Below are 23,743 nucleotides of genomic sequence, written 5' to 3'. Positions count from 1 at the left end.
GGAGTTACCGGTATGACCCTCGAAGAACGCATCCGCCAGCGCGCCTATGAAATCTGGGAACGCGAAGGTCGTCCCCATGGCCAGGATTTCGAGCACTGGTTCCAGGCCAATCGCGAACTGGAAGACCAGCCCGACGACAACCTGACCCAGGTCGGCGGCATCCAGAGCAGCGTCGCTCCGCCGGCACCCAAGCCGCGCAGCCGCTCGCGCAAGAAGAATCCTGAAGACAGCACCCAGGCCTAGCGCCAGTCGTCCAGCAGCCAGACCTCGGGGTGATCGTAATGGGCGTCGCCCCGGTGCAGGGTGATGCCCAGGATCTCGCTGCGAAAGCCTTGAGCCAGCAGCCATTGGTAGGCGCCCCGGCGAGCGGTATTGACGCCGGCCAGCAGTCGCTGCTGACCGTGGTCCCGGGCCAGGCCGTCGCAGGCGGCGATCAGCCGGGCGAAGCGCGCCTCCGCGCCCGCGCCGGGCAGCACCGCCGCGCACTTCACATAGCAGACCCCGGTACCCGCCTCGCTGTGGGGCCCGAAGTGGCAGACGGCGAAGCCCTCCGCCCGGCCCTGCGCATCCTGCAGCAGCAGACTCTCGCCGAGCCCCTGCGCGCGCACCGCGGCCATCTCGGCGGAGACATCCAGCCCCGGCGCATTGGCCCGACCCACGTCGGCGCAGGCCGCCAGCAGCCGGTCGGGTTCGGCCGCCAGGGAAAAGCGCAGCGCCGGCGGCGCGGCCTGCGCCTGCACCGGCCGCGCCATCACCGCGGTCAGGGTCTGCGGCCAGAAGCCGAAGCCCTGGTAGAGCCCCAGGTGACGCGGACTGTCGGGAAAGGTGAAGAGTCCGGCATGGACCAGCTGCCAGGCATCGAGCTGCGCGACCGCGGCGCCCATGAGCGCCTTGGCCACCTTGGCGTCCCAGTAGTCCGGATGCACCGCCAGCGGGCCGAGGATGCCGTGGCGCCCCCAGCGGGTGACGCAGATGGCGCCGACCAGCCGCGCGCCGTCGAGGGCCTTGAACCAGGCGGTGTGGGGTGCGGCGAAGCGACTGCGCACATAGTCGCGGTCGTTCCAGAATTCGCCCGGTTCGGCGGCGCCCATCCAGGTGGCGAAGGCCAGGCGCACCACCTCGGTGGTGGCCGGCAGGTCGGCGGCGGTCAGGGGTTCGACACTGAAGGCGGGGGTGGACATGGGGCGACTCCTTGGCTGTAGGCCTTGGACCCGCCCGGCCGGGGCTTTGCGCCCGGGCGGCAATCGCCGGTTACAGCAGCAGCACCGCGGCCCAGCCGAACAGCAGCATCGGCAGGCTGAAGTGCAGGAAGGACGGCACCACGGTATCCCAGATATGGCTGTGCTGGCCGTCCACGTTGAGGCCGGAAGTGGGGCCCAGGGTGGAATCCGAAGCCGGCGAACCCGAGTCACCGAGGGCTCCGGCGGTGCCGATCAGGCAGACGATGGCCAGCGGCGAAAAGCCGAGGTGCAGACATAGCGGGCCGAGGATAGCGGCGAGGATGGGCACGCTGGAAAAGGATGAGCCGATGCCCAGGGTCACCAGCATGCCCAGCAGCAGGAGCAGCAGCGCGCCCAGGGCGCGATTGTCGCCGATCAGGCCGGCGGCGGTGGCGGCCAGGTCCTTGATCTGGCCGGTGGCGGTCAGCACCTCGGCGAAGCCGCCGGCGGTGAGCATGATGAAGCCGATCACCGCCATCATCTTCGCCCCCTCGCTGAACAGGTCGTCCGCCTCGCGCCAGCGCACCACGCCGGTGGCGGTAAAGACCACGAAGCCGACCAGAGCGCCGAGGATCATGGAGTCCAGCCAGAGCTGCACGCCAAAGGCGGCGATCACCGCGATCAGCGCCACCAGCAGGGTGCGGCCGTTATAGGGACGGTCGGCCCGCTCGGTGCGCGCCACCAGGTTGAGATCGTACTGTCGCGGCCGGCGATAGCTGACGAAGACCGCCAGCAGCAGGCCGACCACCATGCCCAGGGCCGGCAGCAGCATGGCGCGACTGGGATCCACGCCGCTGACGTCCACCCCGGCACGGGACACGCTGGCCAGCAGGATGTCGTGCAGATAGAGACTGCCGAAGCCCACCGGCAGGAACATGTAGGGGGCGATCACGCCGAAGGTCATGACGCAGGACAGCCGCCGGCGATCCAGCTCCAGGCGCGTCAGCACATAGAGCAGCGGCGGCACCAGCAGCGGGATGAAGGCGATGTGGATGGGCAGGATGTTCTGCGAGGCGATGGACACCGCCAGCAGCAGGCCGAGCAGCGCCCAGCGCAGCGAGCGTCCGCCCTGGGCCGCCTGGCGTTCCATCAGCGCCAGGGCGCGATCGGCCAGCATGTGCGCCAGCCCCGACTGGCTGATGGCCACGGCGAAGGCGCCCAGCAGCGCATAGGAGAGCGCCACCTTGGCGCCATTGCCCAGGCCGGCGTTGAAGGCCAGCAGGGTGCCTTCCAGCCCGAGGCCGCCCACCAGACCACCGGCCACGGCGCCAGCGATCATCGCCACCACCACGTGCACCCGCGCCAGACTCAGGACCAGCATCAGTCCTACCGCCACCACCACCGCATTCATCGCCGACTCCGCACCACCAAAGGGGCGCGCACTCTGCCGCAGCCCGGCGCGGGCGTCAAAGGCCGGGGATGGATGGCGGGGCGTGCGACTTATCCACCATGGCCGCTGCCGCGGGCGGGTGGAAAAGCCCTGGCGGCGCCTGGCGCGAGTCGCTTGCAGCCGGGCGAGCCGACGTGCCGTACGCCTTGGCATGACCCCACCTTAATGCAGGCGCTCTGGAATGAACCTTTCATGGACGGAAGGCGTCTGACGCGGACGCTTTCACGGTCACGCCAAGGACGAACTGCCCATGCAAGACGCCATCGACATGCTGATCACCGCCTTCAGTCCGCACTCCTGCCTGGCGGTCCCCCGTCGCGCCGATCGTACTCTGCTGTTCACCGTCACCGACACCGCCCGCGCGGTCACGGTCACCAAGGCCATTCCCCTGTGCAGCCTGGAATGCACCGCCACCCTGGCCACCGTAATCAAGGACCTGCAGCGCGACCTCGATCGGGCGATCGGCACCCTGAGCCCGGAAAGCCTCGCCGACCTGCGCCAGCGCGGCCCGCGGGTGCAGCGGTTCGAGAGTTGAGCGGGGTGGTTGGGGGAAGTGAGGGTTGGCTGAGTCTTCCCTCACCCCGGCCCTCTCCCTGAGGGAGAGGGGGTCGTTCGGAGTGAGATGGGGGCTTTGTCTTAGGGTGGATGACGGCGCCGCCTCATCCACCCTTGGCCATCCCGCTCAGCGCCGGCTGGTGCGGGTGCTGACGTCGACCCAGACGGCCAGGACCAGGATGCCGCCCTTGACGATCATCTGCCAGTAGCTGTCCACGTCGAGCATGGACATGCCGTTGTCCAGGCTGGCGATCACCAGGGCGCCGAGCAGGGCGCCGTAGACGGTGCCCGAGCCACCGCGCATCGAGGTGCCGCCGATGAAGCAGGCGGCGATGGCGTCCAGTTCGCCCATGGTGCCGGCCGACGGCGAGCCGGCGGCCAGGCGGGCGGTGTTGACCAGACCGGCCAGGGCGCACATCACGCCCATCAGACCAAAGATGCCGAGCTTGATCGCCTGGACGTTGATGCCCGACAGCCGCGTGGCTTCCAGGTTGCTGCCCACCGCATAGATGCGCCGGCCAAATACCGTCTGGCTGGTGATGTAGCTGAACACCCCGAGCAGCACCAGCAGGATCAGCACCGGCACCGGGATGCCGTCGTAGCGGTTGAGGGTCTGGATGAAGGCCGCCAGCACCACGCCGATCACCACCACCCGCAAGACGTCGCGCCACAGCGGCGCGAGGGTCAGGCCGAGGGTCTTGCGCTTGCTGCGCTGGCGCCAGGTGAGCACCACGGCCACGGCGAACAGCAGCACGCCCAGGGCGCTACCCACGGCCGGCGGCAGATAGCCCTGGCCGAGGTAGACCAGTTCCGGCGACACCGGGGCGACGGTGACGCCGCCGGTAAGACCGAGCAGCACGCCGCGAAAGGCCAGCATGCCGCCGAGGCCGACGATGAAGGACGGTATCCCGCGATAGGCACTCAGGTAGCCGTTGATCAGGCCGATCAGCAGGCCACCGGCGGCCACCGCCAGCAGGGTGATCGGCAGGGGCACGTGGTAGGTGACGTCGAGTATCGCCGCCACCCCGCCGAGCAGGCCGAGTTGCGAACCCACCGAGAGGTCGATCTCGCCGGCGATGATCACCAGCACCATGCCGCAGGCGAGGATGCCGGTGATGGACATCTGCCGCAGCAGGTTGGAGAGGTTGCGCGGGGTGACGAAGCCGCCTTCGGTCTGCCAGCTGAAGAACAGCCAGATCAGGGCCACGGCGATCAGCAGGGCGAGCATCTTGTAACGGGTGAACAGCTGTTTCACGGCGTGCATCAGAAGTGCTCCCGGGCTTGGGCGACCGCCCGTTCGGTGGTGCCCAGGGCCGCGGCCAGTACCCGCTCCTGGGTCAGATTCTCATTGGGGAAATCGCCGCGCAGCCGGCCTTCGCCGAGCACCAGCACCCGGTCGGAGACGCCGAGGACCTCGGCCAGCTCCGAGGAGACCATGACGATGGCCACGCCCTCCGCCGCGAGCAGGCCGATCAGCCGGTAGATCTCGAACTTGGCGCCGACGTCGACGCCGCGGGTGGGCTCGTCGAGGATCAGCACCTTGGGCCGCGCCAGCAGCATCTTGGAGAGCACCGCCTTCTGCTGGTTGCCGCCGGAGAGGCCGGTGATGGGCAGGAAGGGGCTGCTGGTCTTGAGTTGCAGCCGGGCGATCTCGGTGTCGATGCAGGACAGTTCCGCTTCGCTGTCGATGCGACTCAGGTGGGCGAATCGGTCCAGCACCGTGAGGGTGATGTTCGAGCCCACGCCCAGGTCGGGAATGATGCCCTGGCGCTTGCGATCCTCCGGTACCAGGCAGAGGCCGGCGCGAATGGATTTCAGCGGGGTGCGGGTGTCGATGCGCTGGCCATTGAGCCAGACCTCGCCTTCGTAGCGGCCGTCGTAGGCGCCGAAGATGGCCGAGACCAGTTCGGTGCGCCCGGCGCCCACCAGCCCGGCGATGCCGAGGATCTCGCCGGCGCGCACGGCGAAGGAGACGTCGTCGACGCGCTTGCGCTGGGGATTGTCGACGTCCAGACAGGTGAAGTGACGCGCCTCGAAGATCACCTCGCCGATCTCATGGGGGATCTGCGGATAGAGGTTGGTCATGGCGCGGCCGACCATCTGGGTGATGATGCGGTCGATGTCCATCTCGGCCATGGGCGTGGTGGCGATGTGCTTGCCGTCGCGGATCACCGTGATGGTGTCGCAGATGGCCGCCACCTCGTCGAGCTTGTGCGAGATGTAGACGCAGGCGACGCCCTGCGCCTTGAGGTCGCGGATGATGTCCAGCAGCACGGCGATCTCGGAGGTGGTGAGCGCCGAGGTCGGTTCGTCGAGGATCAGCAGCCGGGCGTTCTTGTTCAGCGCCTTGGCGATTTCCACCAGTTGCTGCAGGCCGCCGCCGTACTGGGACACCGGCAGGGCCACGTTCATGTCCGGCACCTTGAGCTGGCGCATCAGCTCGGCCGAGCGCTGCAGCATGGTCGGATAGTCCAGCCGCCCGCCGAAGCGGCGCGGTTCGTGGCCCATGAAGATGTTCTCGGCCACGGACAGATCGGGCACCAGGGTCAGTTCCTGGTGGATGATGACGATGCCGGCCGCCTCGGATTCGGCGATGGACTGGGCCTCCAGGGGTCGCCCGTCCCAGCGGATCTCGCCTTCCCAGGTGCCGTGGGGATAGACCGCCGAGAGGACCTTCATCAGGGTGGACTTGCCGGCGCCGTTCTCGCCGCACAGCCCTACGCATTCGCCCGGACGCACCTTGAGATCGATGCCGTCCAGCGCCCGCACCCCGCCAAAGCTCTTGGCGATGCCGTGCATTTCCAGCAGATAGTCGGCCATGGCCGCTCCTTGCCCAGGGGCCGCCCGACGCCAGGCGTCAGACGGCCAGCCGGTGGCCAGTGGTTATTTGCCGTCGATCTGGGCTTGGGTGTAGAAGCCGTCCTTGACCAGCAGGTCGACGTTGGCCTTGGTCAGCTCGGTGGGGGTGAGCAGCAGGGTGTCGACCTTCTTGGTGCCGTTGTCGTAGCTGGAGTTGAAGCCCGGCTTCTCGTTGCGCACCAGTTGCACCGACAGCTTGGCCGCCTCGGAGGCGATCAGCTTGAGCGGCTTGTAGACGGTCATGGTCTGGGTGCCGGCGATCACCCGCTTGATGGCGGCGAGGTCGGCGTCCTGACCGGACACGGCGACCTTGCCGGCCAGCTTCTGCGCGGCCAGGGCCTGGATGGCGCCGCCGGCGGTGGCGTCGTTGGAGGCGACGATGCCGTCGATCTTGTTGTCGTTGGCGGTCAGGGCGTTCTCGACGATGGCCAGGGCCTCGGTCGGGTTCCACTCCTTCACCCACTGCTGGCCGACGATCTTGACGTCGCCCTTGTCGATGGCCGGCTGCAGGACCTTCATCTGGCCCTGGCGGAGGATCTTGGCGTTGTTGTCGGTGGGTGCGCCGCCGAGCAGGAAGAAGTTGCCCTTGGGCTGGGCCTTGAGCACGCCACCGGCCTGCATCTCGCCGACCTTCTCGTTATCGAAGGAGATGTAGGCGTCGATGTCGGCGTTGAGGATCAGGCGGTCATAGGAGATCACCTTGACCCCGGCCTTCTTGGCCTCGGCCACCACGTTGTTCAGCACCGTGGCGTTGAAGGGCACGATGACGATGGCGTCCACGCCGCGGGAAATCAGGTTCTCGATCTGCGACAGCTGGCGCTGCTCGTTGGCGTCGGCGGATTGCACATAGACCTTGGCGCCGAGTTGCTCGGCGGCGGCGACGAAGTAGTCGCGGTCACGGGCCCAGCGCTCCAGGCGCAGGTCGTCGATGGAGAAACCGATCTTGGGATGCTGGGCGTCGGCCTGGGCGAAACCGGTGGTGCACAGGGCGAGCAGACCGGCGAGCAGGGTCGTCTTGAAAGTCATGGTGGCGTCCTTGGTTATTGTTGTTGTGGAGCGAGAGAACGAATTTGAGTGTAACGATTCAGCGCGCTTGCACAAGCGGGTCAGCCAGGCTTTTCTGCCGACCCGCTCGCGGTCGCTAGCGATACAGGTAACGGTTGACCACGCCTTCGAGCAGCTCCTGGCGACCACTCACCGGCTGGGGCGCCAGGCCCTGGCTGAAGGTGTGCTCGGCCAGTTGTTCCAGACTCAGCTGGCCCCCGAGGATGCGCTGACCTAGGGACTGATCCCAGCCGGCATAGCGCTCGGCCTTGAACTTGCCCAGGGGGTCGTCCTGCAACAGCGCCGCGGCGCGCTCCAGCGACAGCGCCAGGGTGTCCATGGCCGCCACGTGGCCGTGGAACAGGTCGACGTCGTCCAGGCTCTGGCGGCGCACCTTGGCGTCGAAGTTGAAGCCGCCGCGGGTGAAGCCGCCGCCCTTGAGGATCTCGTAGATCGCCAGGGTCATTTCCTCGACGCTGTTGGGGAACTGGTCGGTGTCCCAGCCGTTCTGCGGATCGCCGCGGTTGGCGTCGATGCTGCCGAACACGCCGAGGGCCACGGCGCTGGCGATCTCGTGCTGGAAGCTGTGCCCGGCCAGGGTCGCGTGGTTGGCCTCGATGTTGACCTTGATCTCCTTCTCCAGCCCGAATTGCTGCAGGAAGCCGAAGACGGTGGCCACGTCATAGTCGTACTGGTGCTTGGTCGGCTCCTGGGGCTTGGGCTCGATCAGCAGATCGCCCTGGAAGCCGATGCGGTGCTTGTGCTCCACCACCATCTGCATGAAGCGGCCGAGTTGCTCGCGCTCGCGCGCAAGGTCGGTGTTGAGCAGGGTCTCGTAGCCTTCGCGGCCGCCCCAGAGCACATAGTTCTCGCCGCCCAGGCGGTGAGTGGCGTTCATCGCCGTGCAGACCTGGGTGGCGGCGCAGGCGAAGACTTCCGGATCGGGATTGCTGGCGGCGCCGGCGGCATAGCGCGGGTGGCTGAAGCAGTTGGCGGTGCCCCACAGCAGCTTGAGGCCGGTGTCGCTCTGGTGGCGCTCCAGCTCGTCCACCAGACGGGCGAAGTTCTCGCGGTACTCGGCGAAACTGGCGCCTTCCGGGGAGACGTCGGTGTCGTGGAAGCAGTAGTAGTCCACGCCCAGCTTGCTGAAGAATTCGAAGGCGGCGGCGGCCTTGGCGCGGGCCTGCTCCAGGGGCGAACCCGCTGCCTGCCAGGGCCGCTGGAAGGTGCCCTGACCAAAGACATCGCTACCTGGCCAAACGAAGGTGTGCCAGTAGCAGACGGCCATGCGCAGGTGCTCGCGCATGGGCTTGCCCATGACCAGGCGGTCGGCTTCGTAGTGGCGGAAGGCAAGCGGGGAATCGCTGTCGGGACCGGCGTAGCGGACCTTTTCGACATTGGGGAAATAAGCCATGGCGTTGTCCTTGTTCTTATCTGTCGCACCCGATACGGCGTACCGGTTTGCGTCGATGGTAGCGCCGCTGCCCGGGCTGCCTATTGTGAAAATCACCAGAGCCAGGTGCGATTTTGCCGCTTGAGGCGCGCAGGCGGCGGTCGTAGTCTGGAGCCCCGCCCGCGCCTCCTGCCGGAAACGCCGCCATGCCCAGCCAGCCGCCCGTCCACCGCGTCGCCCTGCTGTTCAACGGCAGCAAGATCTACGACAGAGGCATCCTCGCCGGCATCGGCAACTACCTGAGCGGCACCCGGGCGCGCTGGGATCTGTTCCTGGAAGAGGATTTCCTCTGTCGGCTCAAGGGCATCGAGCGCTGGCAGGGCGACGGCATCATCGCCGACTTCGACGACCCGGCGGTGAGCGCCGCCCTGGCTCACAGCGCGCTGCCGGTGGTTGCCGTCGGCGGCTCCTACGCGACCCCTGGCGACTACCCGCCCGGCATTCCCTATGTGGCCACCGACAACGCCGCCCTGGTACGCCTGGCCTACGACCACCTGATCGAATCCGGGCTGACCCGCTTCGCCTGCTTCAGCCTACCCGCCGCCGACACCAATCGCTGGGCCGGCGAGCGCGAGGCGGCCTTTGCCGCCCTGCTCCGCCGCGACGGCCTGCCGGTGGAGATCTATCGCGGCCTGGAGACCAGCGCACCGCTGTGGGACACGGCGGTGGAACAGCTGATCGCCTGGCTGGAGGCCCTGCCCAAGCCGGTGGGCATCCTCGCCGTGACCGACGCCCGGGCGCGGCAACTCCTGCAGGCCTGCCTCACCGCCGGCATCCCGGTGCCGGAACAGGTGGCGCTGGTGGGCATCGACAACGATCCCCTGGCGCGCACCCTGACCCGGGTGCCCCTGACCTCGGTGATCCAGGGCACCGAGGCCATCGGCCGCGAGGCGGCGCGCCTGCTGCACCAGCGGCTGCACGGCGTCGAACTGAGGGCGCCACGGGTGCTGATTCCGCCGGAGGGGATCAATGTCCAGGCTTCCAGTCGTCACCAGCCGGTGCGCCATCCCCAGGTAATGCGCGCCCTGCACTTCATCCGCCAGTACGCCTGCCAGGGCATCAAGACCGAGCAGGTGGCCAGCTATGTCGGCATCTCCCGCTCCGCGCTGGAAACGTCCTTTCGCCGCGAGCTGGGGCGCAGCGTCCACGACGAGATCCTCGGCTTCAAGCTGGCCGCCGCGGCCGTGGCGCTGCAGGAAGAGGCGCCGAGCCTGGCCGAGGTCGCCCGGCGCTGCGGCTTCACCTCGGCCCAGTACCTGCACGCGGTGTTTCGCCGGGAATTCGGCTGCACCCCGCGGCAGTACCAGTCGAATCCCAGACCCCTGGCGAGCGCCCATGAAAAAGCCCGTCCGGAGACGGGCTTTCAGGTCGCTACCGCGGCTTATTTGCCGACGGTCTGACCCAGGAACCAGGCACGCTCTTCGGCCTGGTCGATCCACTCTTCCAGCAGGCTGGTGGTGGAGACGTCGTTGGCGTCGTCGGTCAGGGTGTGGGTGGTGCGCATGTAGGCCGCCAGCGACTGGTTGTCGTCATGCAGCTCGGTCAGCATCTGATCCGCCGACAGATCGGTGGCATCGCTGCTGGCCAGGCGCTTGAGTTGCACCATCTGCTCCAGGGAGCGCACGGTCGGCTGGCCGATCTTGCGCGCCCGCTCGGCGATCAGGTCGGTGATGCCGTACAGCTGGGTAGCCTGCTCTTCCAGCAGCAGGTGGTAGTCGCGGAAGTGCGAGCCCTTCATGTGCCAGTGGTAGTTCTTGGTCTTGATGTACAGCGCGAAGACATCGGAGAGCAGCACGGCCAGGGCTTCGCCGACGGCCTGCTGGTTCTGCAGGGTGGCGTCTTCGCCCTGATGGGCCTTCTGCTTGACGCTGGAAACGGTCTTGAGTTCTTGCTTGGCATTGGCAACGGCCATGAGAGATCTCCTGTCAGGACGTGAAGAGGAAAAGGGGTTCGCTTGCATTGGCGCGAACATCAACGTCTGGAGAAATCGACCGCACCGGACGAAAAATCGTTCATCGAATTTGCATATCGCCACCATGGGCATGACGAATGGTTGCCTATGTTGCGACTGCGTTTCATTGCCCGTCCCAGAGGCCCTCTTTCGCCACGGCCGCTGCGCTTGTAGCTAGATGTGTAGGTAAAACCGTTTGTCAGCTTTGCCAGCAAACCGACGCCGCGTAAGAACCCCTGCTCGTTCCGCCCGGTCACCTAAAAGGCAAGGCACACGAACGGTCGCCGAGAGCTCTCTGCCGGCCACGACAAGGTTCTGCACACAGGTAACAGCGTATGACGACGCCCCTCAATCCCGCCCAGGGACAACCCTCGCAGACCAAGGACGGTTCTACGGCAGAGGCCCATCTGCATGACCTGAAAGAGGTCGCCAAGGACACGGTGCAAGACGCCAAGCAGGAAGGTGCCGCGCACTTCGAGCACTACCGCGACACCGCGGCCGACCAGCTGGGTGCCATTGCCCAGAGCGCCCAGGCGGCGGCCGACGAACTGGAAGACAAGGACACCCTGGGCCTGGCGCACTATGTCAGCGACATGGCCCGGAGCCTGACCGGTCTGGCCGAGGATCTGCGCGGCAAGAACGCCGAGCAGCTGCTGCAGCAGGCCGGCACCCTGGCCCGCGACAACCCGGCGCTGTTCCTGACCGGCAGCATCGCCATCGGCTTCGGCCTGTCGCGCTTTCTCAAGGCCTCCAGCCAGCCGGATACCGGCAGCAGCTCGCGCGTCGGCGGCGCGGACGCGGTGCCCTCGCTGACCACCCCCTCGGTCGCGGCGGAAAACGAATTGGTGGAGCCGGCGGCGGGTGCCGACGTCATCCACACCAACAACATTCCCAAGGGTCCCGACCTCCATACCCCGACCACCACCCGTGGTGGCGATCCCATCGGTGGCGCGGCGATCAACCCGGCCCGCAGCGACAGCAACCTGAACACCGGCACCTCATCCAGCCCGCTGGATCGACCCACCCTGAGCGGAGGCAAGCAGCCATGATCAACGACAACCCCACTCCGCGCCCCACCGAGGGCGACACCTCGGTCGTTGGCCTGGTCAAGCAGCTGGTCCAGGAAGTGCCGGCGCTGTTCACCAAGGAACTGGCCTTGGCCAAGGCCGAACTGGGCGAATCCCTGCGCACCACCAAGGCCGGCGTAGCCGGCGTCGCCGCAGGCGCCATCGTACTGCTGGCCGGCTTCATCGTGCTGCTGATGGGCGTCGTCTATTTCCTCTCCCAGTACCTCACGCCCTGGGCCGCCGCCCTGCTGGTGGGCGCCGTGGTCATGGTGATCGGTTTCATCATGGTGCAGTCGGGCAAGAAGCAGTTCGAGCCGTCCCACTTCACCCCTGATCGCACCGTCAACAGCCTGCAGAAGGACAAGGACGCCGTACGGAGGGCCGCACAATGAGCATCACCGATCAGATCGATCAGGAATCCCGCAAGAATCCCGACGAGCTCGAGCGCGAGATCGACCAGAAGCGCGAGCGTATCGAAGACCTGGTGGGCGCCCTGGAAAGCCGCCTGTCGCCCGGCCAGCTGTTCGATCAGGCACTGTCCTACACCAAGGGCCACAGCGGCGAATTCGCCCACAACCTGGGCAATACCCTCAAGGCCAATCCGGTGCCGGCGGTGCTGACTTCGGTGGGCCTGCTGTGGCTGGCGCTGGGACAGAATCGCACGCCGGCTCCGGCCACCACGGGCACTCCGCTCAAGGACAAGCTGTCCGGTGCGCTGGACTCGGTCGCCAACAGCGCCGGCCATACCCGCGATTCCCTGAACCGTGGCAGTCACGATGTGCGCGACAAGGTGACCGGCCTGGGCGAGAGCGTTTCGGCCAAGGCCTCCCAGACCGGGGAGCGGCTGAGCGATACCGCGGCGCAGGCCAAGGACACCCTGGCTGACCAGGCGCAACAGCTCAAGGGCACCTTCGAGACCCTGCTGCGTGAACAGCCGCTGGTGGTGGGTGCGCTGGGCATCGCCCTCGGCGCCCTGCTGGGCGCTGCCCTGCCACGCACCGAGACCGAGGACCGCGCCCTGGGCAAGCACAGCGACAAGCTGACCGCCAAGGCCAAGCAGGCCGCCAGCAGTGGCTACGAACAGGTCAAGGCGGCAGGCCAGGACGTGGCGAAAGAGGCGCGCCAGGCCAGCCAGGACCACCGCAGCCAGCCGGCGGACGCAGGTACTCCTGCGCCGAAAAATCTGGGCAACGATCCCGACGCCGGGGTCGAGTCCATGGCGGGCTCGCCGAGGGCAGGCACCGGCAGCACCCTCGGCGCCACCCAGGCGACCGCGGGCATGAATGTCGGCCGTACCGCGGCCAACGGCAATACCCCGGGCGCGGTCGGCGACGAGAGCGGCATGGCCACCCCGCCACGCAGCTTCTGACCGGCAGGATGGCCGGGGTCAGCCGCTGACCTCGGCCTGAAAAACGAAGGCGCCCGGGTCTGCACCCGGGCGCCTTCGTTTTCCGTGCCCCTATCAGTAACCCGGATCCGGATTCTCCTTGGGCTGCTCGGGTCGCTTGCTGTCCTGTGGGCGCTGTTCTTCACCGCCCTGGTTGAGTTCCTTGTGGGTCTCGCCGACCTTGCCGGCGTTTTCCGGCTTGTGATCGAGATCGTCGCGCTTGGCCATGATCCTCACCTCTTGTGGCTGAGTAGCTTAGGCAACGCGGCGGGGCCAGGGTGCCCTGGCCGCGCCGATCAACGCAGGGGCGGCGCCATGAACTCCGGCCCCACCGGATCCTTGACGTGTTCGGCGAGGATGGCGTCGATGGCCGCCAGGTCCTCGGCGGACAGCCGCCAGCCGAAGGCCTCGTCCAGGCCCTGCAACTGCTCGGGCTTGCGCGCGCCCCAGAGGGCGATGGTCGGCCCCTGGTCGAGGATCCAGCGCACCGCCAGGGCCAGCACCGACTTGCCATGTCGCTCGCGGGCAAAGGCGCTCAGGGCCTCCACCGCGGCCAGGTACTGGGCGAAGCGTGGCGCCTGGAACTTGGGATCGCCCTGCCGCAGGTCATCGCCGTCGAATTGCGTCTGCGCATTCATACGCCCGGACAGCAGGCCGCGGCAGAGCGCGCCATAGGCGAGCACCACCAGACCGTGACGCTGGGCATAGGGCAGCACATCGGCCTCGATGGCGCGCTCGAAGAGGTTGTAGGGCGGCTGCACGGTGGACAGATTGGCGAACTGGCGGAAGGCCTCCAGTTGCTCGGGCGAGTAGTTGCTCACGCCGATGGCGAGGATCTTGCCCTCCTGCCGCAAGCGCTCCAGCTCACCCGCGGTTTCTTCGTGGGCCACCTGGGGATCGGGCCAGTGCACCTGATAGAGATCGATGCGATCGGTGCGCAGGCGCCGCAGGGAATCCTCCACCTCCTGGCGAATGCGGGCCGCGCTGGCGTTGCGGCGCACCTCTTCGTTGGGCCACTCCAGGGCTACCTTGGTGGCGATCACCGCCTGGTCGCGGATGCCTTCCAGGGCCTTGCCGACGATCTCCTCGGACCGACCGAAGCCGTACACCGGCGCGGTATCGATCAGGTTGATGCCGCCGTGCACGGCGCCGCGGATGGTCTCGATGGAACGGGCTTCGTCGGTACCGCCCCACATCCAGCCACCGATGGCCCAGGTACCGAGGCCGATGCGGGAAACGGGGGTATCGATACCCGGGATACGCAGGGTTTCACTCATAGGATCTCCAGGCGAAGACGCCAGTCGGAAGGGTTAGCCTTGTGAGGCTAATTCAAAAGGCGTTGAATAGGGCTCAACGAACGCTTGACCTTTAGAGCCTGTTCAAAGGCTCGCGAGTTAGAGACAAACAAGGCGAAAATGCCTGAGGAAGCGGAGTTTACGAATGGTAAATGAGCATTCCGACGGGGCTGGCCTTCCAGGGCATTTTCAACGCCGTTTGGCCGACGCGCAGCAGACTTTGGACAGGCTCTTATCGCGCGAGGACTGTACATGCCGACCCTCAACCGCGGCGAACTGGCCGATCTCAACGTCTTCGTCGCCCTGGTCCGGCGGCGCAGCTTTCGCCAGGCCGCCATCGAACTGGGCGTCACCACCTCGGCGCTGAGCCACGCCCTGCGCCAGCTGGAGACGCGCCTGGGGGTCAAGCTGCTCAATCGCACCAGTCGCTCGGTGGTACCGACCCTGGCCGGCGCGGCGCTGGCGGAAAAACTTGAACAGGGCTTTGCCTTGATTGGCGAGGCGCTGGGCGAACTGGACCAGCACCGCGACGCCCCGGTCGGCCGCCTGCGCCTGAGCGTGCCGCGGGATGCGGCGCGGCTGCTGGTGACCCCGACCCTACCCCGGCTGCTGGCGGCCTATCCGCAGTTGCAACTGGACATCAGCGTCGAGGATCGCCCGGTGGACATCGTCGCCGACGGCCTCGATGCCGGCATCCGCTATGGCGATACCGTGCCCCAGGATATGGTCGCCCTGCCGCTGACCGACGAATTGCGCTGGATCGTGGTGGGCGCCCCCGCCTATCTGGCGCGCCACGGCCGGCCGCAGCAGCCGGAGGAGCTTGCCGACCACCAGTGCGTACGCCTGCGGCTGGGCAGCGGCGCCCTCTATCGCTGGGAGCTGGGCAGTGGCGCCAGCACCCGGACGATCGACGTGCCGGGTCCGCTCACGGTCAACGAGACCGAGACCTCGATCCAGGCCGCCCTCGACGGCCTGGCCCTGGCCTATTGCCTGGAATGGCGGGTGGCCGACGAACTGCGCGACGGTCGCCTGGAGCAGGTGCTGCCGGACTGGGCCTCGCCCGGCGCGCCGCTGTGCATCTACTACCCGAGTCGGCGCCAGCCACCACCCGGCCTGCGCCAGCTGATCGAGGCCCTGCGCCAGACCTGGACCGGTCGCCACCCCGAGGGCGCGAACCAACCGCCGCGCCCGGGGGTCCCCTGACCACGCCATGATCGCCTGACCGAGGAGGCCCTCTTGCCCGCAGCCAACGCCGCCGCATCCGACCTGCCGCTGCCCGTGGAGCGCGAACTCAGCCCCCGGGCGCTGCTCACCGGGGCGCTGCTGGGCATCCTGCTGACCCCGGCCAATGTCTATGCCGGCCTCAAGATCGGCTGGTCGTTCAACATGTCGATCATCGCCCTGCTGGTGAGCTACGGTCTCTGGCACCGCCTGGGGCGCCGCCTGCAGCAACCGGGCTGGACGCTGCACGAGAGCAACATCAACCAGACCGTGGCCTCGGCGGCGGCCAGCATCGTCTCCGGCGGCCTGGTCGCGCCCATCCCGGCCTACACCCTGCTGACCGGCCAGGAATTGCCGACTCTGCCGCTGATGGGCTGGGTGTTCGCGGTGAGCTTTCTCGGCATCTGGGTGGCCTGGTACCTCCGGCCCCTGCTGCTGGCCGATGCCAGCCTGAAATTCCCCGAGGGCCTGGCCACCCTGGAAGCCCTGCGTCAGGTCTATGCCAGTGGCGCCGAAGCCCTGGCCCGCCTGCGGGTGCTGCTGGGCGCCCTGGCGCTGTCGGCGGCGGTCAAGCTGGTGGACACCTTCGCCTGGACGCTGCCGCGAGTCGCGCCCTCGCCAGCCCTGGAACGCCTGACCTTCAGCTTCGATCCCTCGCTGCTGCTGCTCGGCTTTGGCGGCATCATCGGCCTGAGGGTCGGGTTGTCACTGCTGCTCGGCACCCTGCTGGCCTGGGGCGGTGTCGCGCCCTGGCTGCTGGCCGGTGGTGTCGCCGCACTGCCGGCGGAGGCCAGCGGTCCGCAATACGCCTTCCTGGTGCAATGGCTACTCTGGCCCGGGGTGAGTCTGATGGTCAGCGCCACCCTGGCTGCGCTGGCCGTGCGGCTGATCACCCTGCCCCGCGCCGAACGCCGTCGCCAGGGCTGGCAGCGGCCGCGCGCCTGGCCGCTGGCGCTGCTGCTGGCGGCGGCTCTGCTGGTGGTGCTGCTGCAGGTGCGGCTGTTCGGCATAGATCCCTGGCTGGCCCTGCTGGCCCTGCCCCTGGCGCTGTTTCTCGCCGCCATGGCCGCGCGGGTGGTCGGCGCCACCGGCATTCCCCCCATCGGCGCCATCGGCCAGCTGTCGCAGCTGACCTTTGGCCTGGCCGCCCCCGGGCAGGTCAACATCAACCTCATGGGCGCCAACACCGCCGGTGGCGCGGCGGGCCAGAGCACCGACCTGATGAACGACTTCAAGGTCGGCCAGGCCATTGGCGCCACCCCCGCCAAGCAGGTGGTCGCCCAGTGCCTGGGCATCGCCCTCGGTGCGGTAACCGGGGTGCTTACCTATCGGCTACTGATTCCCGATCCCCAGGCACTGCTGCTCAGCGCCGCCTGGCCGGCGCCGGCGGTGGCCCAGTGGAAGGCGGTGGCGGAAACCCTGACCCAGGGCCTGGGTGCCCTCGACGGGGCCATGCGCCTGGGCATCGTCCTGGGCGCCCTGGCCGGCTTGCTGCTGGGCCTGGCCGAAGCCTTGCTGCCGACCCGCCGCGCGCACTGGCTGCCCAGCTCGGCGGCACTGGGTCTGGCCTTCATCCTGCCGGCCTCGGTGTCGCTGATGATGACCCTGGGCGCACTGCTCACCGCCCTGGTGCGCTGGCGGGCACCGGGGCTGGCCGAACGCTTCGCCCTGGCCGCCGCGGCCGGCCTCATCGCCGGGGAAAGTCTGGCCGGGGTGGGAGCGGCTTTCTGGCAAATGCTCTCGACGTGAGCTGCGACATCTTGTCAACTGGACAATAATTTCCAGACGTAATGTCGCGAAGCTTTCAATAACCTTTCAAACCCATGAAATTCGGGGGTTCTGGTCCGATTCAGCTTGCCAGCGCGCTTTTGCAACACATAAGGTTACAAATAGCGCGACCCACCCGCGAGAGGTCTGGGCGCCCTGCGCGAGCTGTCTCCATAACAAACCCAATCCGAGCTAGCAGTCATGGCCACCACCTCGAAAGCCAAATCCATCTTCCGCGTCGTCAGCGGAAACTTCCTCGAAATGTACGACTTCATGGTCTATGGCTTCTATGCCACGGCCATCGCCAAGACGTTCTTTCCCGGCGATAACGAACTCGCCTCCCTGATGCTGTCGCTGGCCACCTTCGGCGCCGGCTTCCTGATGCGCCCCCTGGGGGCGATCTTCCTCGGCGCCTACATCGACAAGCACGGCCGTCGCCACGGCCTGATCGTCACCCTGGCGCTGATGGCCCTGGGTACCCTGCTGATCGCCGTGGTGCCGGGCTATGCCACCCTGGGTGTCGCCGCACCGCTGCTGGTGCTGCTCGGCCGCCTGCTGCAGGGCTTCTCCGCCGGTGTCGAACTGGGCGGCGTGTCCGTCTACCTGTCGGAGATCGCCACCCCCGGCCGCAAGGGCTTCTTCGTTTCCTGGCAGTCCGCCAGCCAGCAGGTGGCGGTGGTCTTCGCCGGCGTGCTGGGCGCGCTGCTCAACCACTGGTTGTCGCCCGCCGAAATGGGTGAATGGGGCTGGCGCATCCCCTTCCTGATCGGCTGCCTGATCGTGCCCTTCCTGTTCATCATCCGTCGTTCCCTGGAAGAGAGCCCGGAATTCGAGGCGCGCAAGCATCGCCCGACCTTCGGCGAAACCATGACCTCCATCCGCCAGAACTTCGGCGTGGTGCTGGCGGGCGTAGCCATGGTCTCCATGACCACCGCCTCCTTCTACCTGATCACCGCCTACACCCCGACCTTCGGCAAGCACGAGCTGAACCTGACCGCGCTGGACAGCCTGATCGTCACCGCCTGCGTGGGTGTTTCCAACTTCATCTGGCTGCCGGTGATGGGCGCCCTGAGCGATCGCATCGGCCGCCGTCCGCTGCTGATCTTCGCCACCGTACTGGCCATCCTCACCGCCTACCCGGCGATGATCTGGCTGACCCACGCCCCGGGCTTCTCGCGCCTGCTGATGGTCGAGCTGTGGCTGTCCTTCCTCTATGGCACCTATAACGGTGGCATGGTGGTAGCCCTGACCGAGGTGATGCCGGCCCATGTGCGCACCACCGGCTTCTCCCTGGCCTACAGCCTGGCCACCGCGACCTTTGGCGGCTTCACCCCGATGGTCTGCACCTGGCTGATCCAGGAGACCGGCAACAAGGCCGCCCCGGGCATGTGGCTGACCGTAGCGGCCGTCCTCGGCCTGGTCGCGACCCTGACCCTGTTCAAGGGCAACACCGAGCCGCGCTTCAAGACCGTCACGGCCTGACAGCCCTGTCGCAGAGCGGCAGGTGCTGCCGCTCTCGCGTCCACCCAGGTCGCTCCGCGCATCGAACTGTCATGACCTTTTGTTATGGTCTAGACCAGATGACCGCATACCGCGGTCGCCGTGCCGGAGTCCGCCGATGTCCACCCTTCCCCGCCTTCTCGCCGGCCTGACCGGCGGTCTGCTCAGCCTCACCGCTGCCGCCACCGAGCTGACCCACTGGCCGGCCGATGCCGCCCGCCAGCTCGACGCCCTGATCGCCGCCAATGCCAACCAGGGCAACTACGCGGTGTTCGACATGGACAACACCAGCTATCGCTACGACCTGGAAGAGGCCCTGCTGCCCTTCCTGGAGATGAAGGGCGTGCTGACCCGCGACACTCTGGATCCTTCGCTCAAGCTGATTCCCTTCAAGGATGTCGGTGGCCACAAGGAAAGTCTCAACAGCTACTACTACCGGCTGTGCGAGGTCGACGACCTGGTCTGCTACCCCTGGGTCGCCCAGGTGTTTTCCGGCTTCACCCTGCAGCAGCTCAAGGGCTACGTCGACGAGCTGATGGCCTACGGCAAGCCGATCCCCGCCACCTACTACGGCAAGGACGACAAGGTGGAGACGGTGGAGATCAATCCGCCCAAGCCCTTCACCGGCCAGCAGGAGCTCTATCACAAGCTGATGGAGAACGGCATCGAGGTCTATGTGATCAGTGCCGCCCATGAGGAGCTGGTGCGCATGGTGGCGTCCGATCCGCGCTACGGCTACGGCGTGAAACCGGAAAACGTCATTGGCGTCACCACCCTGCTCAAGGACCCGGCCACCGGCGCCCTGACCACCGCCCGCAAGCAGATCGCCGAAGGCAAGTACGATCCCCAGGCCAACCTCAAGCTGCAGGTCACGTCCTACCTCTGGACCCCGGCCACCTGGTTCGCCGGCAAGTACGCGGCCATCCTCACCTACATAGATCCCTGGAAGAAGCCCATCCTGGTCGGCGGCGACACCCCGGTCAGCGACGGCCCCATGCTGTTCCAGGGCGTGGACGCCGCCAAGAACGGCATCCACCTGTGGATCGACCGCAAGTCCAAGTACCGCACCCAGATCGAGGCGATGATGAAGAGCAACGCCGAGGGTCAGGCCAAGGCCGGGGTGGCGGTGAACGCGGACAAGCACTGGGTGATCGTCAAGCCCGAAGACATCCAGTAGGCCGCCGGCGATCGGGCGGGCTAGACTGGGACTCCCTCAGCCCGCCCTGGAGCCCGCCATGGAACACCTGGTCCTGACCGTCATCGCCCCCGATCGCCCCGGTCTGGTGGAAGCCCTGGCCGACTGCGTGGCCGCCCAGGGCGGCAACTGGCTGGAAAGCCGCATGGCCCACCTGGCCGGCCAGTTCGCCGGCATCCTTTCGGTGGAAGTGGAACCGGAATTGCGCAACGGCCTGGTGGAGACGCTGCAGCAGCTGGCCATTCCCGGCCTGCGCATCCTGGTCGGCGAACCTGGCCAGCCGGCGCCGGTGGGTGCGCCTCTGGTGCAGCTGGACCTCCTGGGCAACGACCGGGTCGGCATCGTCCGCGACATCACCCGGGCGCTGCATCAGGTCGGGGTCAACGTCGAACGCCTGTCCACCGAGACCCGCCCGGCGCCCATGAGCAGCGAGGTGCTGTTCCACGCCACCGCCCTGCTGGCGCTCCCGGCCGATCTCGAACTCGAGGCGCTGCAGGCCCACCTGGAAACCCTCACCGACGACCTGATGGTGGAGCTCAAGCTCTATCGGCACGGGCACGATTAGCGCTGCGCCGGCGCCGGCGCCGGCGCCGGGGCGATGATCTATAAAGATCTTTAATCGACTGTAAGAGCGCGTTTCGGTGATCTCGCACCGGGGGTGCGGCTCAGTGCCCCTGCCCCTTCTCCAGCCGTCGCCGGATGCCCTCAGGGACATCGTCCGGCAGCGGCATCCGCCCGTCCGCCGGCAGGGCTTCCAGGCCGGCTTCGTCCAGCAGCACCAGCACCTCCTCCTTGAGGCGACTCAGGGCGAAGGCCTGCCAGGCCTCGCGCACCGAGGGGAAGAGCTCCAGTTCGTAGTCGAAGGTGCGGATCGGTCGCCGACTCTCCAGGGCCGCGCGCAGCAAGGGCTGGGCGTGGGGATGGCGCAACTGGTGCAGAAAGGCTTCGCGCAGTTCCAGGCGATCGTCCTGGGTCAGGCGCGGCAGCGGCAGGTAGCGTTCGGGATCTTCCAGCTCCTCGCGTTCTTCCAGACTGAGATCGTCCGGATCGAGCAGGCGCAGGGCGCCGCTGGCAAGGTCGAGGAAGTGGGTGCCTCGCTCCCGGCTGTCCAGAGCGGCAGCCAGCAGATCGAGGTCGAGGGTGAGGGGGCGCATGGCAGGACTCCGGCACAGGCGAACAGGAGCGGAGTTCTATCTCCGCTCCTGTTGCGACCTGGCACCGGAAGCTGCGTTCAGCCTTTCCGCTGATAGGGGAAGAAGCGCCGCTCGCGCAGGTCGTGCTCGATCTGCTCCAGGCTCTTGCCCTTGGTCTCCGGCACCAGGCGCCAGATGAACAGCAGCGCCACCAGGGAAATCCCGGCATAGAGCCAGAAGGTATGGGCGGCGCCCAGCTTGGTCACCAGGCTCAGGGTAGTGAGGGTCACCAGCAGGTCGAAGCCCCAGTGGCTGAAGGCGCCGACGCTGGCGCCCTTGCCGCGCACGAACAGCGGATAGACCTCGGCGTTGATCAGCCAGATGCAGACGCCGAAACCGCCGCAGTTGAGCATCAGGTAGGCGGCCAGGCAGGCCACCACCGTCCAGCGTTCGACATCGGTCTGGGGACCGGCGCCCTGGAACAGGTAGCCCATGATCGCCAGGGCGATGATGGAGCCGGGAATCAGCGTCAGCAGGTAGCGGCGACGACCGATGCGATCCACCAGGAAGCTGCCGACCACGGTCATGATCACCACCAGGATGGTGCTGCAGCCGGTGGCCAGCACCGCGGTCTGGTCGGAGAAACCGGCCTGGGTGAGGATGGTGGGTGCGTAGTAGATCAGGGCATTGTTGCCGGTGATCTGCGAGAACATGGCGATGCCGGCGCCCACCAGCAGGGCCGGACGGACCCAGGGCGAGAAGAGGTCACTCCAGTTGCCTTCCGGGGCGTTGCTCACGGTCTTGATCTCGGCCAGTTCGGCCTGGGCGGCAGCGGCGCCGCCACGAACCCGTTCCAGTACCGCCAGGGCGTCGCCCTCGCGACCCTTGACCAGCAGCCAGCGCGGACTCTCCGGCAGTACCGCCATGCCCGCCAGCAGGATCAGCGCGGGCACCAGGCCGAGGCCGAACATCCAGCGCCAGTGTTCGTCCAGGGCGAAGCCGGTGAAATAGGCCACGGTGATGCCGAACACCACCATGAACTGGAACAGCACCACCAGCTTGCCGCGGTGCTCCGGCGGCGCCACCTCGGCGATGTACACCGGAATGATCTGGGTGGAGCTGCCGGCCGACAGGCCGAGCAGGAAGCGCGACAGGATCAGCAAGGTGACGTTGGGCGACAGCGCCGAGAGCACCGAGCCCAGGGCGAACACCAGGGCCACGCCGATGATGGTCTTGCGGCGGCCGAGGCGGTCGGAGATCGGGCCGGTGCCGAGGCAACCGAACAGGGCGCCAAAGATGATGGCGCCGGTCACCAGTTGCTTGACGGTGTCGTCCATGGCGAATTCGCGGCCGAGGCCGAGCAGGGCGACGCCGATGATGCCGGTGTCGTAGCCGAACAGCAGACCGCCCAGGGCGGCGATCACGGCGATGAGCACGACCAGCCCCTTGCGCGGGGTGGCCGCCACGGGTGCGGCGAGCGAGGGTGATGAAGCGAGCATGGGGAAATCCTTTCTTGTTTTGCCAGGGCAAGGATCGCGGCGGCGACCTGATCCACCCGCGCGGGCGGGCCGTGGGGGAGCATGGCCCAGGGAAAAGCGCGATGCGGCAGGCAGAGAAACGTTAGGTGAATCGTTTCACCTAATGATGCCAGTTGTAACAGGACTTGTGAAAAGCATCACGCTTGGCGACCGGCAGCGGCTAGCTGCCGATGGTCAGTTCCTGGAAGCGCTGCTCGGGCAGCGCCGCTGCGCCCTGCCCCGGGCGCAGGGCCTGATCGCCCAGGCGCTCGACCAGGAAGTCGATGAACACCTTGAGCTTGGGCGGCAGGTGGCGCGTCGCCGGATAGAGCAGCCAGGCGCCGCCGTGGTAGTGCGGCAGAAAGGACCACTCCGGCAGCACCTGGATGATCTCGCCACGGGCCAGGGCCGCCTGGGCGGTGAACAGGGGCAGACTGCCGATGCCGATGTGGCTGAGCACCGCGTCCAGGCGCACCCCGGTGTGATTGGCGGCATAGCGACCGCGCACATTGACGTGGACCACCTTGGCGCCCTGGCGAAACTTCCAGCGTGAATCGGCCGGTTCCTCCGCCAGGTAGATGCAGCTGTGCCCGGCCAGATCGCGGGGATGGGCGGGCTGACCGTGCTCGGCCAGGTACTGCGGCGTGGCGCAGAGCAGGTGCTCGATGGTCAGCAGCTGACGACCCACCAGCCCGGGCGGCGGCCGATCGGTGATGCGGATGGCCAGGTCGACGTTCTCGTCGATCAGATCGACATAGCGGTCTTCCAGCAGCAACTGCACGTCCACCGCCGGATAGCGGCGCAGGAAGTCGGCCATGTGCGGATGGATCACCGTGCTCCCCACCGCCTTGGGCACCGACAGCCGGACGATGCCGGCCGGCGCCTGGTTGAACTGGCCACTGACCTCCAGCACCGCCCGCGCGGCGCCGACCATGTCGCTGCAGCGCCGATAGACCTCCTCCCCCGCCTCCGACAGGCGCAGCTTGCGCGTGCTGCGATTGAGCAGCCGGGTGCCCAAAGCCTTCTCCAGGCGCGCCACGCTGCGACTGGTGGAGGATGGGGTCAGACCCAGCTGACGGGCCGCCGCAGAGAAGCTGCCGCTCTCCACCACCCGCACGAAGATGGCCATCTCGCTGAGCAGCGGCAGGGGAAGATTTATGCTCACAGCGCAAAATTCCTTTGGAGGGAG

At 67.4% G+C, this 23,743-nt stretch carries 23 protein-coding genes; 11 read left to right on the top strand and 12 right to left on the bottom strand.

Going from position 1 to position 23,743, the window contains the following annotated elements; translation table 11 throughout:
* Positions 1 to 12: 12 nt before the first annotated feature.
* Complete coding sequence (locus OXS31_RS01920; protein WP_150340491.1) at positions 13 to 243, top strand: DUF2934 domain-containing protein; 231 nt, start codon at positions 13 to 15, stop codon at positions 241 to 243.
* Here the strand turns inward: OXS31_RS01920 and OXS31_RS01915 are convergent.
* Positions 240 to 1,181: a GNAT family N-acetyltransferase gene (locus OXS31_RS01915; protein ID WP_181085571.1), complete on the bottom strand. Its 942-nt coding sequence runs from the start codon at positions 1,179 to 1,181 to the stop codon at positions 240 to 242. The two genes, OXS31_RS01920 and OXS31_RS01915, sit on opposite strands and share 4 nt — an antisense overlap.
* 70 nt (positions 1,182 to 1,251) lie before the next feature.
* Positions 1,252 to 2,571 carry a Na+/H+ antiporter NhaC family protein gene (locus OXS31_RS01910; RefSeq protein ID WP_267397645.1) on the bottom strand — a complete coding sequence of 440 codons (1,320 nt, stop codon included), beginning with the start codon at positions 2,569 to 2,571 and terminating at the stop codon, positions 1,252 to 1,254.
* Between the two features lie 289 nt (positions 2,572 to 2,860).
* On the opposite strand from OXS31_RS01910, the gene OXS31_RS01905 reads away from it, so the two are divergent.
* Positions 2,861 to 3,145, top strand: coding sequence for a hypothetical protein (locus OXS31_RS01905; RefSeq protein ID WP_017639596.1), 285 nt, complete (start codon positions 2,861 to 2,863; stop codon positions 3,143 to 3,145).
* Positions 3,146 to 3,292: 147 nt separating this feature from the next.
* On the opposite strand, the gene OXS31_RS01900 is transcribed toward OXS31_RS01905, so the two are convergent.
* The 4 genes from OXS31_RS01900 to xylA all read right to left on the bottom strand — a co-directional run bounded on the left by OXS31_RS01900 (position 3,293) and on the right by xylA (position 8,482).
* Positions 3,293 to 4,429, bottom strand: coding sequence for a sugar ABC transporter permease (locus OXS31_RS01900; protein ID WP_007159830.1), 1,137 nt, complete (start codon positions 4,427 to 4,429; stop codon positions 3,293 to 3,295).
* A complete protein-coding gene (gene xylG, locus OXS31_RS01895) occupies positions 4,429 to 5,985 on the bottom strand; it encodes a D-xylose ABC transporter ATP-binding protein (protein ID WP_144949130.1) in 1,557 nt (518 codons plus the stop codon). The genes OXS31_RS01900 and xylG overlap by 1 nt, the downstream gene beginning before the upstream one ends.
* A gap of 63 nt (positions 5,986 to 6,048) precedes the next feature.
* Positions 6,049 to 7,050, bottom strand: a complete 1,002-nt coding sequence (xylF, locus tag OXS31_RS01890; protein ID WP_007159832.1) for a D-xylose ABC transporter substrate-binding protein — start codon at positions 7,048 to 7,050, stop codon at positions 6,049 to 6,051.
* Positions 7,051 to 7,165: 115 nt separating this feature from the next.
* Positions 7,166 to 8,482 carry a xylose isomerase gene (gene xylA / locus OXS31_RS01885; RefSeq protein WP_267397621.1) on the bottom strand — a complete coding sequence of 439 codons (1,317 nt, stop codon included), beginning with the start codon at positions 8,480 to 8,482 and terminating at the stop codon, positions 7,166 to 7,168.
* A gap of 185 nt (positions 8,483 to 8,667) precedes the next feature.
* Between xylA and OXS31_RS01880 the strand changes: the two genes are divergently transcribed.
* Positions 8,668 to 9,921, top strand: a complete 1,254-nt coding sequence (locus tag OXS31_RS01880; RefSeq protein ID WP_267397619.1) for a DNA-binding transcriptional regulator — start codon at positions 8,668 to 8,670, stop codon at positions 9,919 to 9,921.
* Here the strand turns inward: OXS31_RS01880 and OXS31_RS01875 are convergent.
* Positions 9,903 to 10,433, bottom strand: a complete 531-nt coding sequence (locus tag OXS31_RS01875) for a DNA starvation/stationary phase protection protein (protein ID WP_017639603.1) — start codon at positions 10,431 to 10,433, stop codon at positions 9,903 to 9,905. The genes OXS31_RS01880 and OXS31_RS01875 overlap by 19 nt on opposite strands.
* A gap of 374 nt (positions 10,434 to 10,807) precedes the next feature.
* Between OXS31_RS01875 and OXS31_RS01870 the strand changes: the two genes are divergently transcribed.
* From OXS31_RS01870 to OXS31_RS01860, 3 genes are read left to right on the top strand one after another with little or no spacing between them, the layout of a single operon-like run.
* A complete protein-coding gene (locus OXS31_RS01870; protein ID WP_267397596.1) occupies positions 10,808 to 11,521 on the top strand; it encodes a hypothetical protein in 714 nt (237 codons plus the stop codon).
* Complete coding sequence (locus OXS31_RS01865; protein WP_027597449.1) at positions 11,518 to 11,931, top strand: phage holin family protein; 414 nt, start codon at positions 11,518 to 11,520, stop codon at positions 11,929 to 11,931. Before OXS31_RS01870 ends, OXS31_RS01865 begins: the two co-directional genes overlap by 4 nt.
* Positions 11,928 to 12,908 carry a DUF3618 domain-containing protein gene (locus OXS31_RS01860; protein ID WP_115946359.1) on the top strand — a complete coding sequence of 327 codons (981 nt, stop codon included), beginning with the start codon at positions 11,928 to 11,930 and terminating at the stop codon, positions 12,906 to 12,908. Before OXS31_RS01865 ends, OXS31_RS01860 begins: the two co-directional genes overlap by 4 nt.
* A 93-nt stretch (positions 12,909 to 13,001) precedes the next feature.
* On the opposite strand, the gene OXS31_RS01855 is transcribed toward OXS31_RS01860, so the two are convergent.
* Entirely contained in the window at positions 13,002 to 13,154 is a 153-nt protein-coding gene (locus tag OXS31_RS01855; RefSeq protein WP_169742412.1) for a hypothetical protein, read from the bottom strand.
* Between the two features lie 68 nt (positions 13,155 to 13,222).
* Positions 13,223 to 14,203 carry an aldo/keto reductase gene (locus OXS31_RS01850; protein ID WP_042134579.1) on the bottom strand — a complete coding sequence of 327 codons (981 nt, stop codon included), beginning with the start codon at positions 14,201 to 14,203 and terminating at the stop codon, positions 13,223 to 13,225.
* 270 nt (positions 14,204 to 14,473) lie between these two features.
* Here OXS31_RS01850 and OXS31_RS01845 point away from each other — a divergent pair, with 270 nt between their 5' ends.
* From OXS31_RS01845 to OXS31_RS01825, 5 genes are all read left to right on the top strand, one after another.
* Positions 14,474 to 15,424 (top strand): LysR family transcriptional regulator, encoded by a 951-nt coding sequence (locus OXS31_RS01845; protein ID WP_267397589.1) that lies wholly within the window; start codon positions 14,474 to 14,476, stop codon positions 15,422 to 15,424.
* Between the two features lie 33 nt (positions 15,425 to 15,457).
* Complete coding sequence (locus OXS31_RS01840; RefSeq protein ID WP_267397583.1) at positions 15,458 to 17,191, top strand: OPT family oligopeptide transporter; 1,734 nt, start codon at positions 15,458 to 15,460, stop codon at positions 17,189 to 17,191.
* A 219-nt stretch (positions 17,192 to 17,410) separates the two neighbouring features.
* Positions 17,411 to 18,691, top strand: coding sequence for an MFS transporter (locus OXS31_RS01835; RefSeq protein ID WP_027597444.1), 1,281 nt, complete (start codon positions 17,411 to 17,413; stop codon positions 18,689 to 18,691).
* A 136-nt stretch (positions 18,692 to 18,827) separates the two neighbouring features.
* On the top strand, positions 18,828 to 19,886 hold the full coding sequence (locus OXS31_RS01830) for a haloacid dehalogenase-like hydrolase (RefSeq protein ID WP_267397576.1): 1,059 nt from the start codon (positions 18,828 to 18,830) through the stop codon (positions 19,884 to 19,886).
* Between the two features lie 58 nt (positions 19,887 to 19,944).
* Positions 19,945 to 20,469, top strand: a complete 525-nt coding sequence (locus OXS31_RS01825) for an ACT domain-containing protein (RefSeq protein WP_027597442.1) — start codon at positions 19,945 to 19,947, stop codon at positions 20,467 to 20,469.
* A 100-nt stretch (positions 20,470 to 20,569) separates the two neighbouring features.
* Here the strand turns inward: OXS31_RS01825 and OXS31_RS01820 are convergent, their stop codons facing one another.
* The 3 genes from OXS31_RS01820 to OXS31_RS01810 all read right to left on the bottom strand — a co-directional run bounded on the left by OXS31_RS01820 (position 20,570) and on the right by OXS31_RS01810 (position 23,719).
* Positions 20,570 to 21,058, bottom strand: coding sequence for a UPF0158 family protein (locus tag OXS31_RS01820; protein WP_115946355.1), 489 nt, complete (start codon positions 21,056 to 21,058; stop codon positions 20,570 to 20,572).
* A 77-nt stretch (positions 21,059 to 21,135) separates the two neighbouring features.
* Entirely contained in the window at positions 21,136 to 22,536 is a 1,401-nt protein-coding gene (locus tag OXS31_RS01815; protein ID WP_037006622.1) for a sugar porter family MFS transporter, read from the bottom strand.
* A gap of 199 nt (positions 22,537 to 22,735) precedes the next feature.
* Complete coding sequence (locus OXS31_RS01810) at positions 22,736 to 23,719, bottom strand: LysR family transcriptional regulator (protein ID WP_267397566.1); 984 nt, start codon at positions 23,717 to 23,719, stop codon at positions 22,736 to 22,738.
* Positions 23,720 to 23,743: the final 24 nt, after the last annotated feature.

This window comes from Pseudomonas sp. GM_Psu_1 (assembly GCF_026544185.1).
GTDB lineage: Bacteria > Pseudomonadota > Gammaproteobacteria > Pseudomonadales > Pseudomonadaceae > Chryseomonas > Chryseomonas oryzihabitans.
Note: the sequence above shows the minus strand (reverse complement) of the source record. Positions and strands in the feature narration are given on the sequence as shown.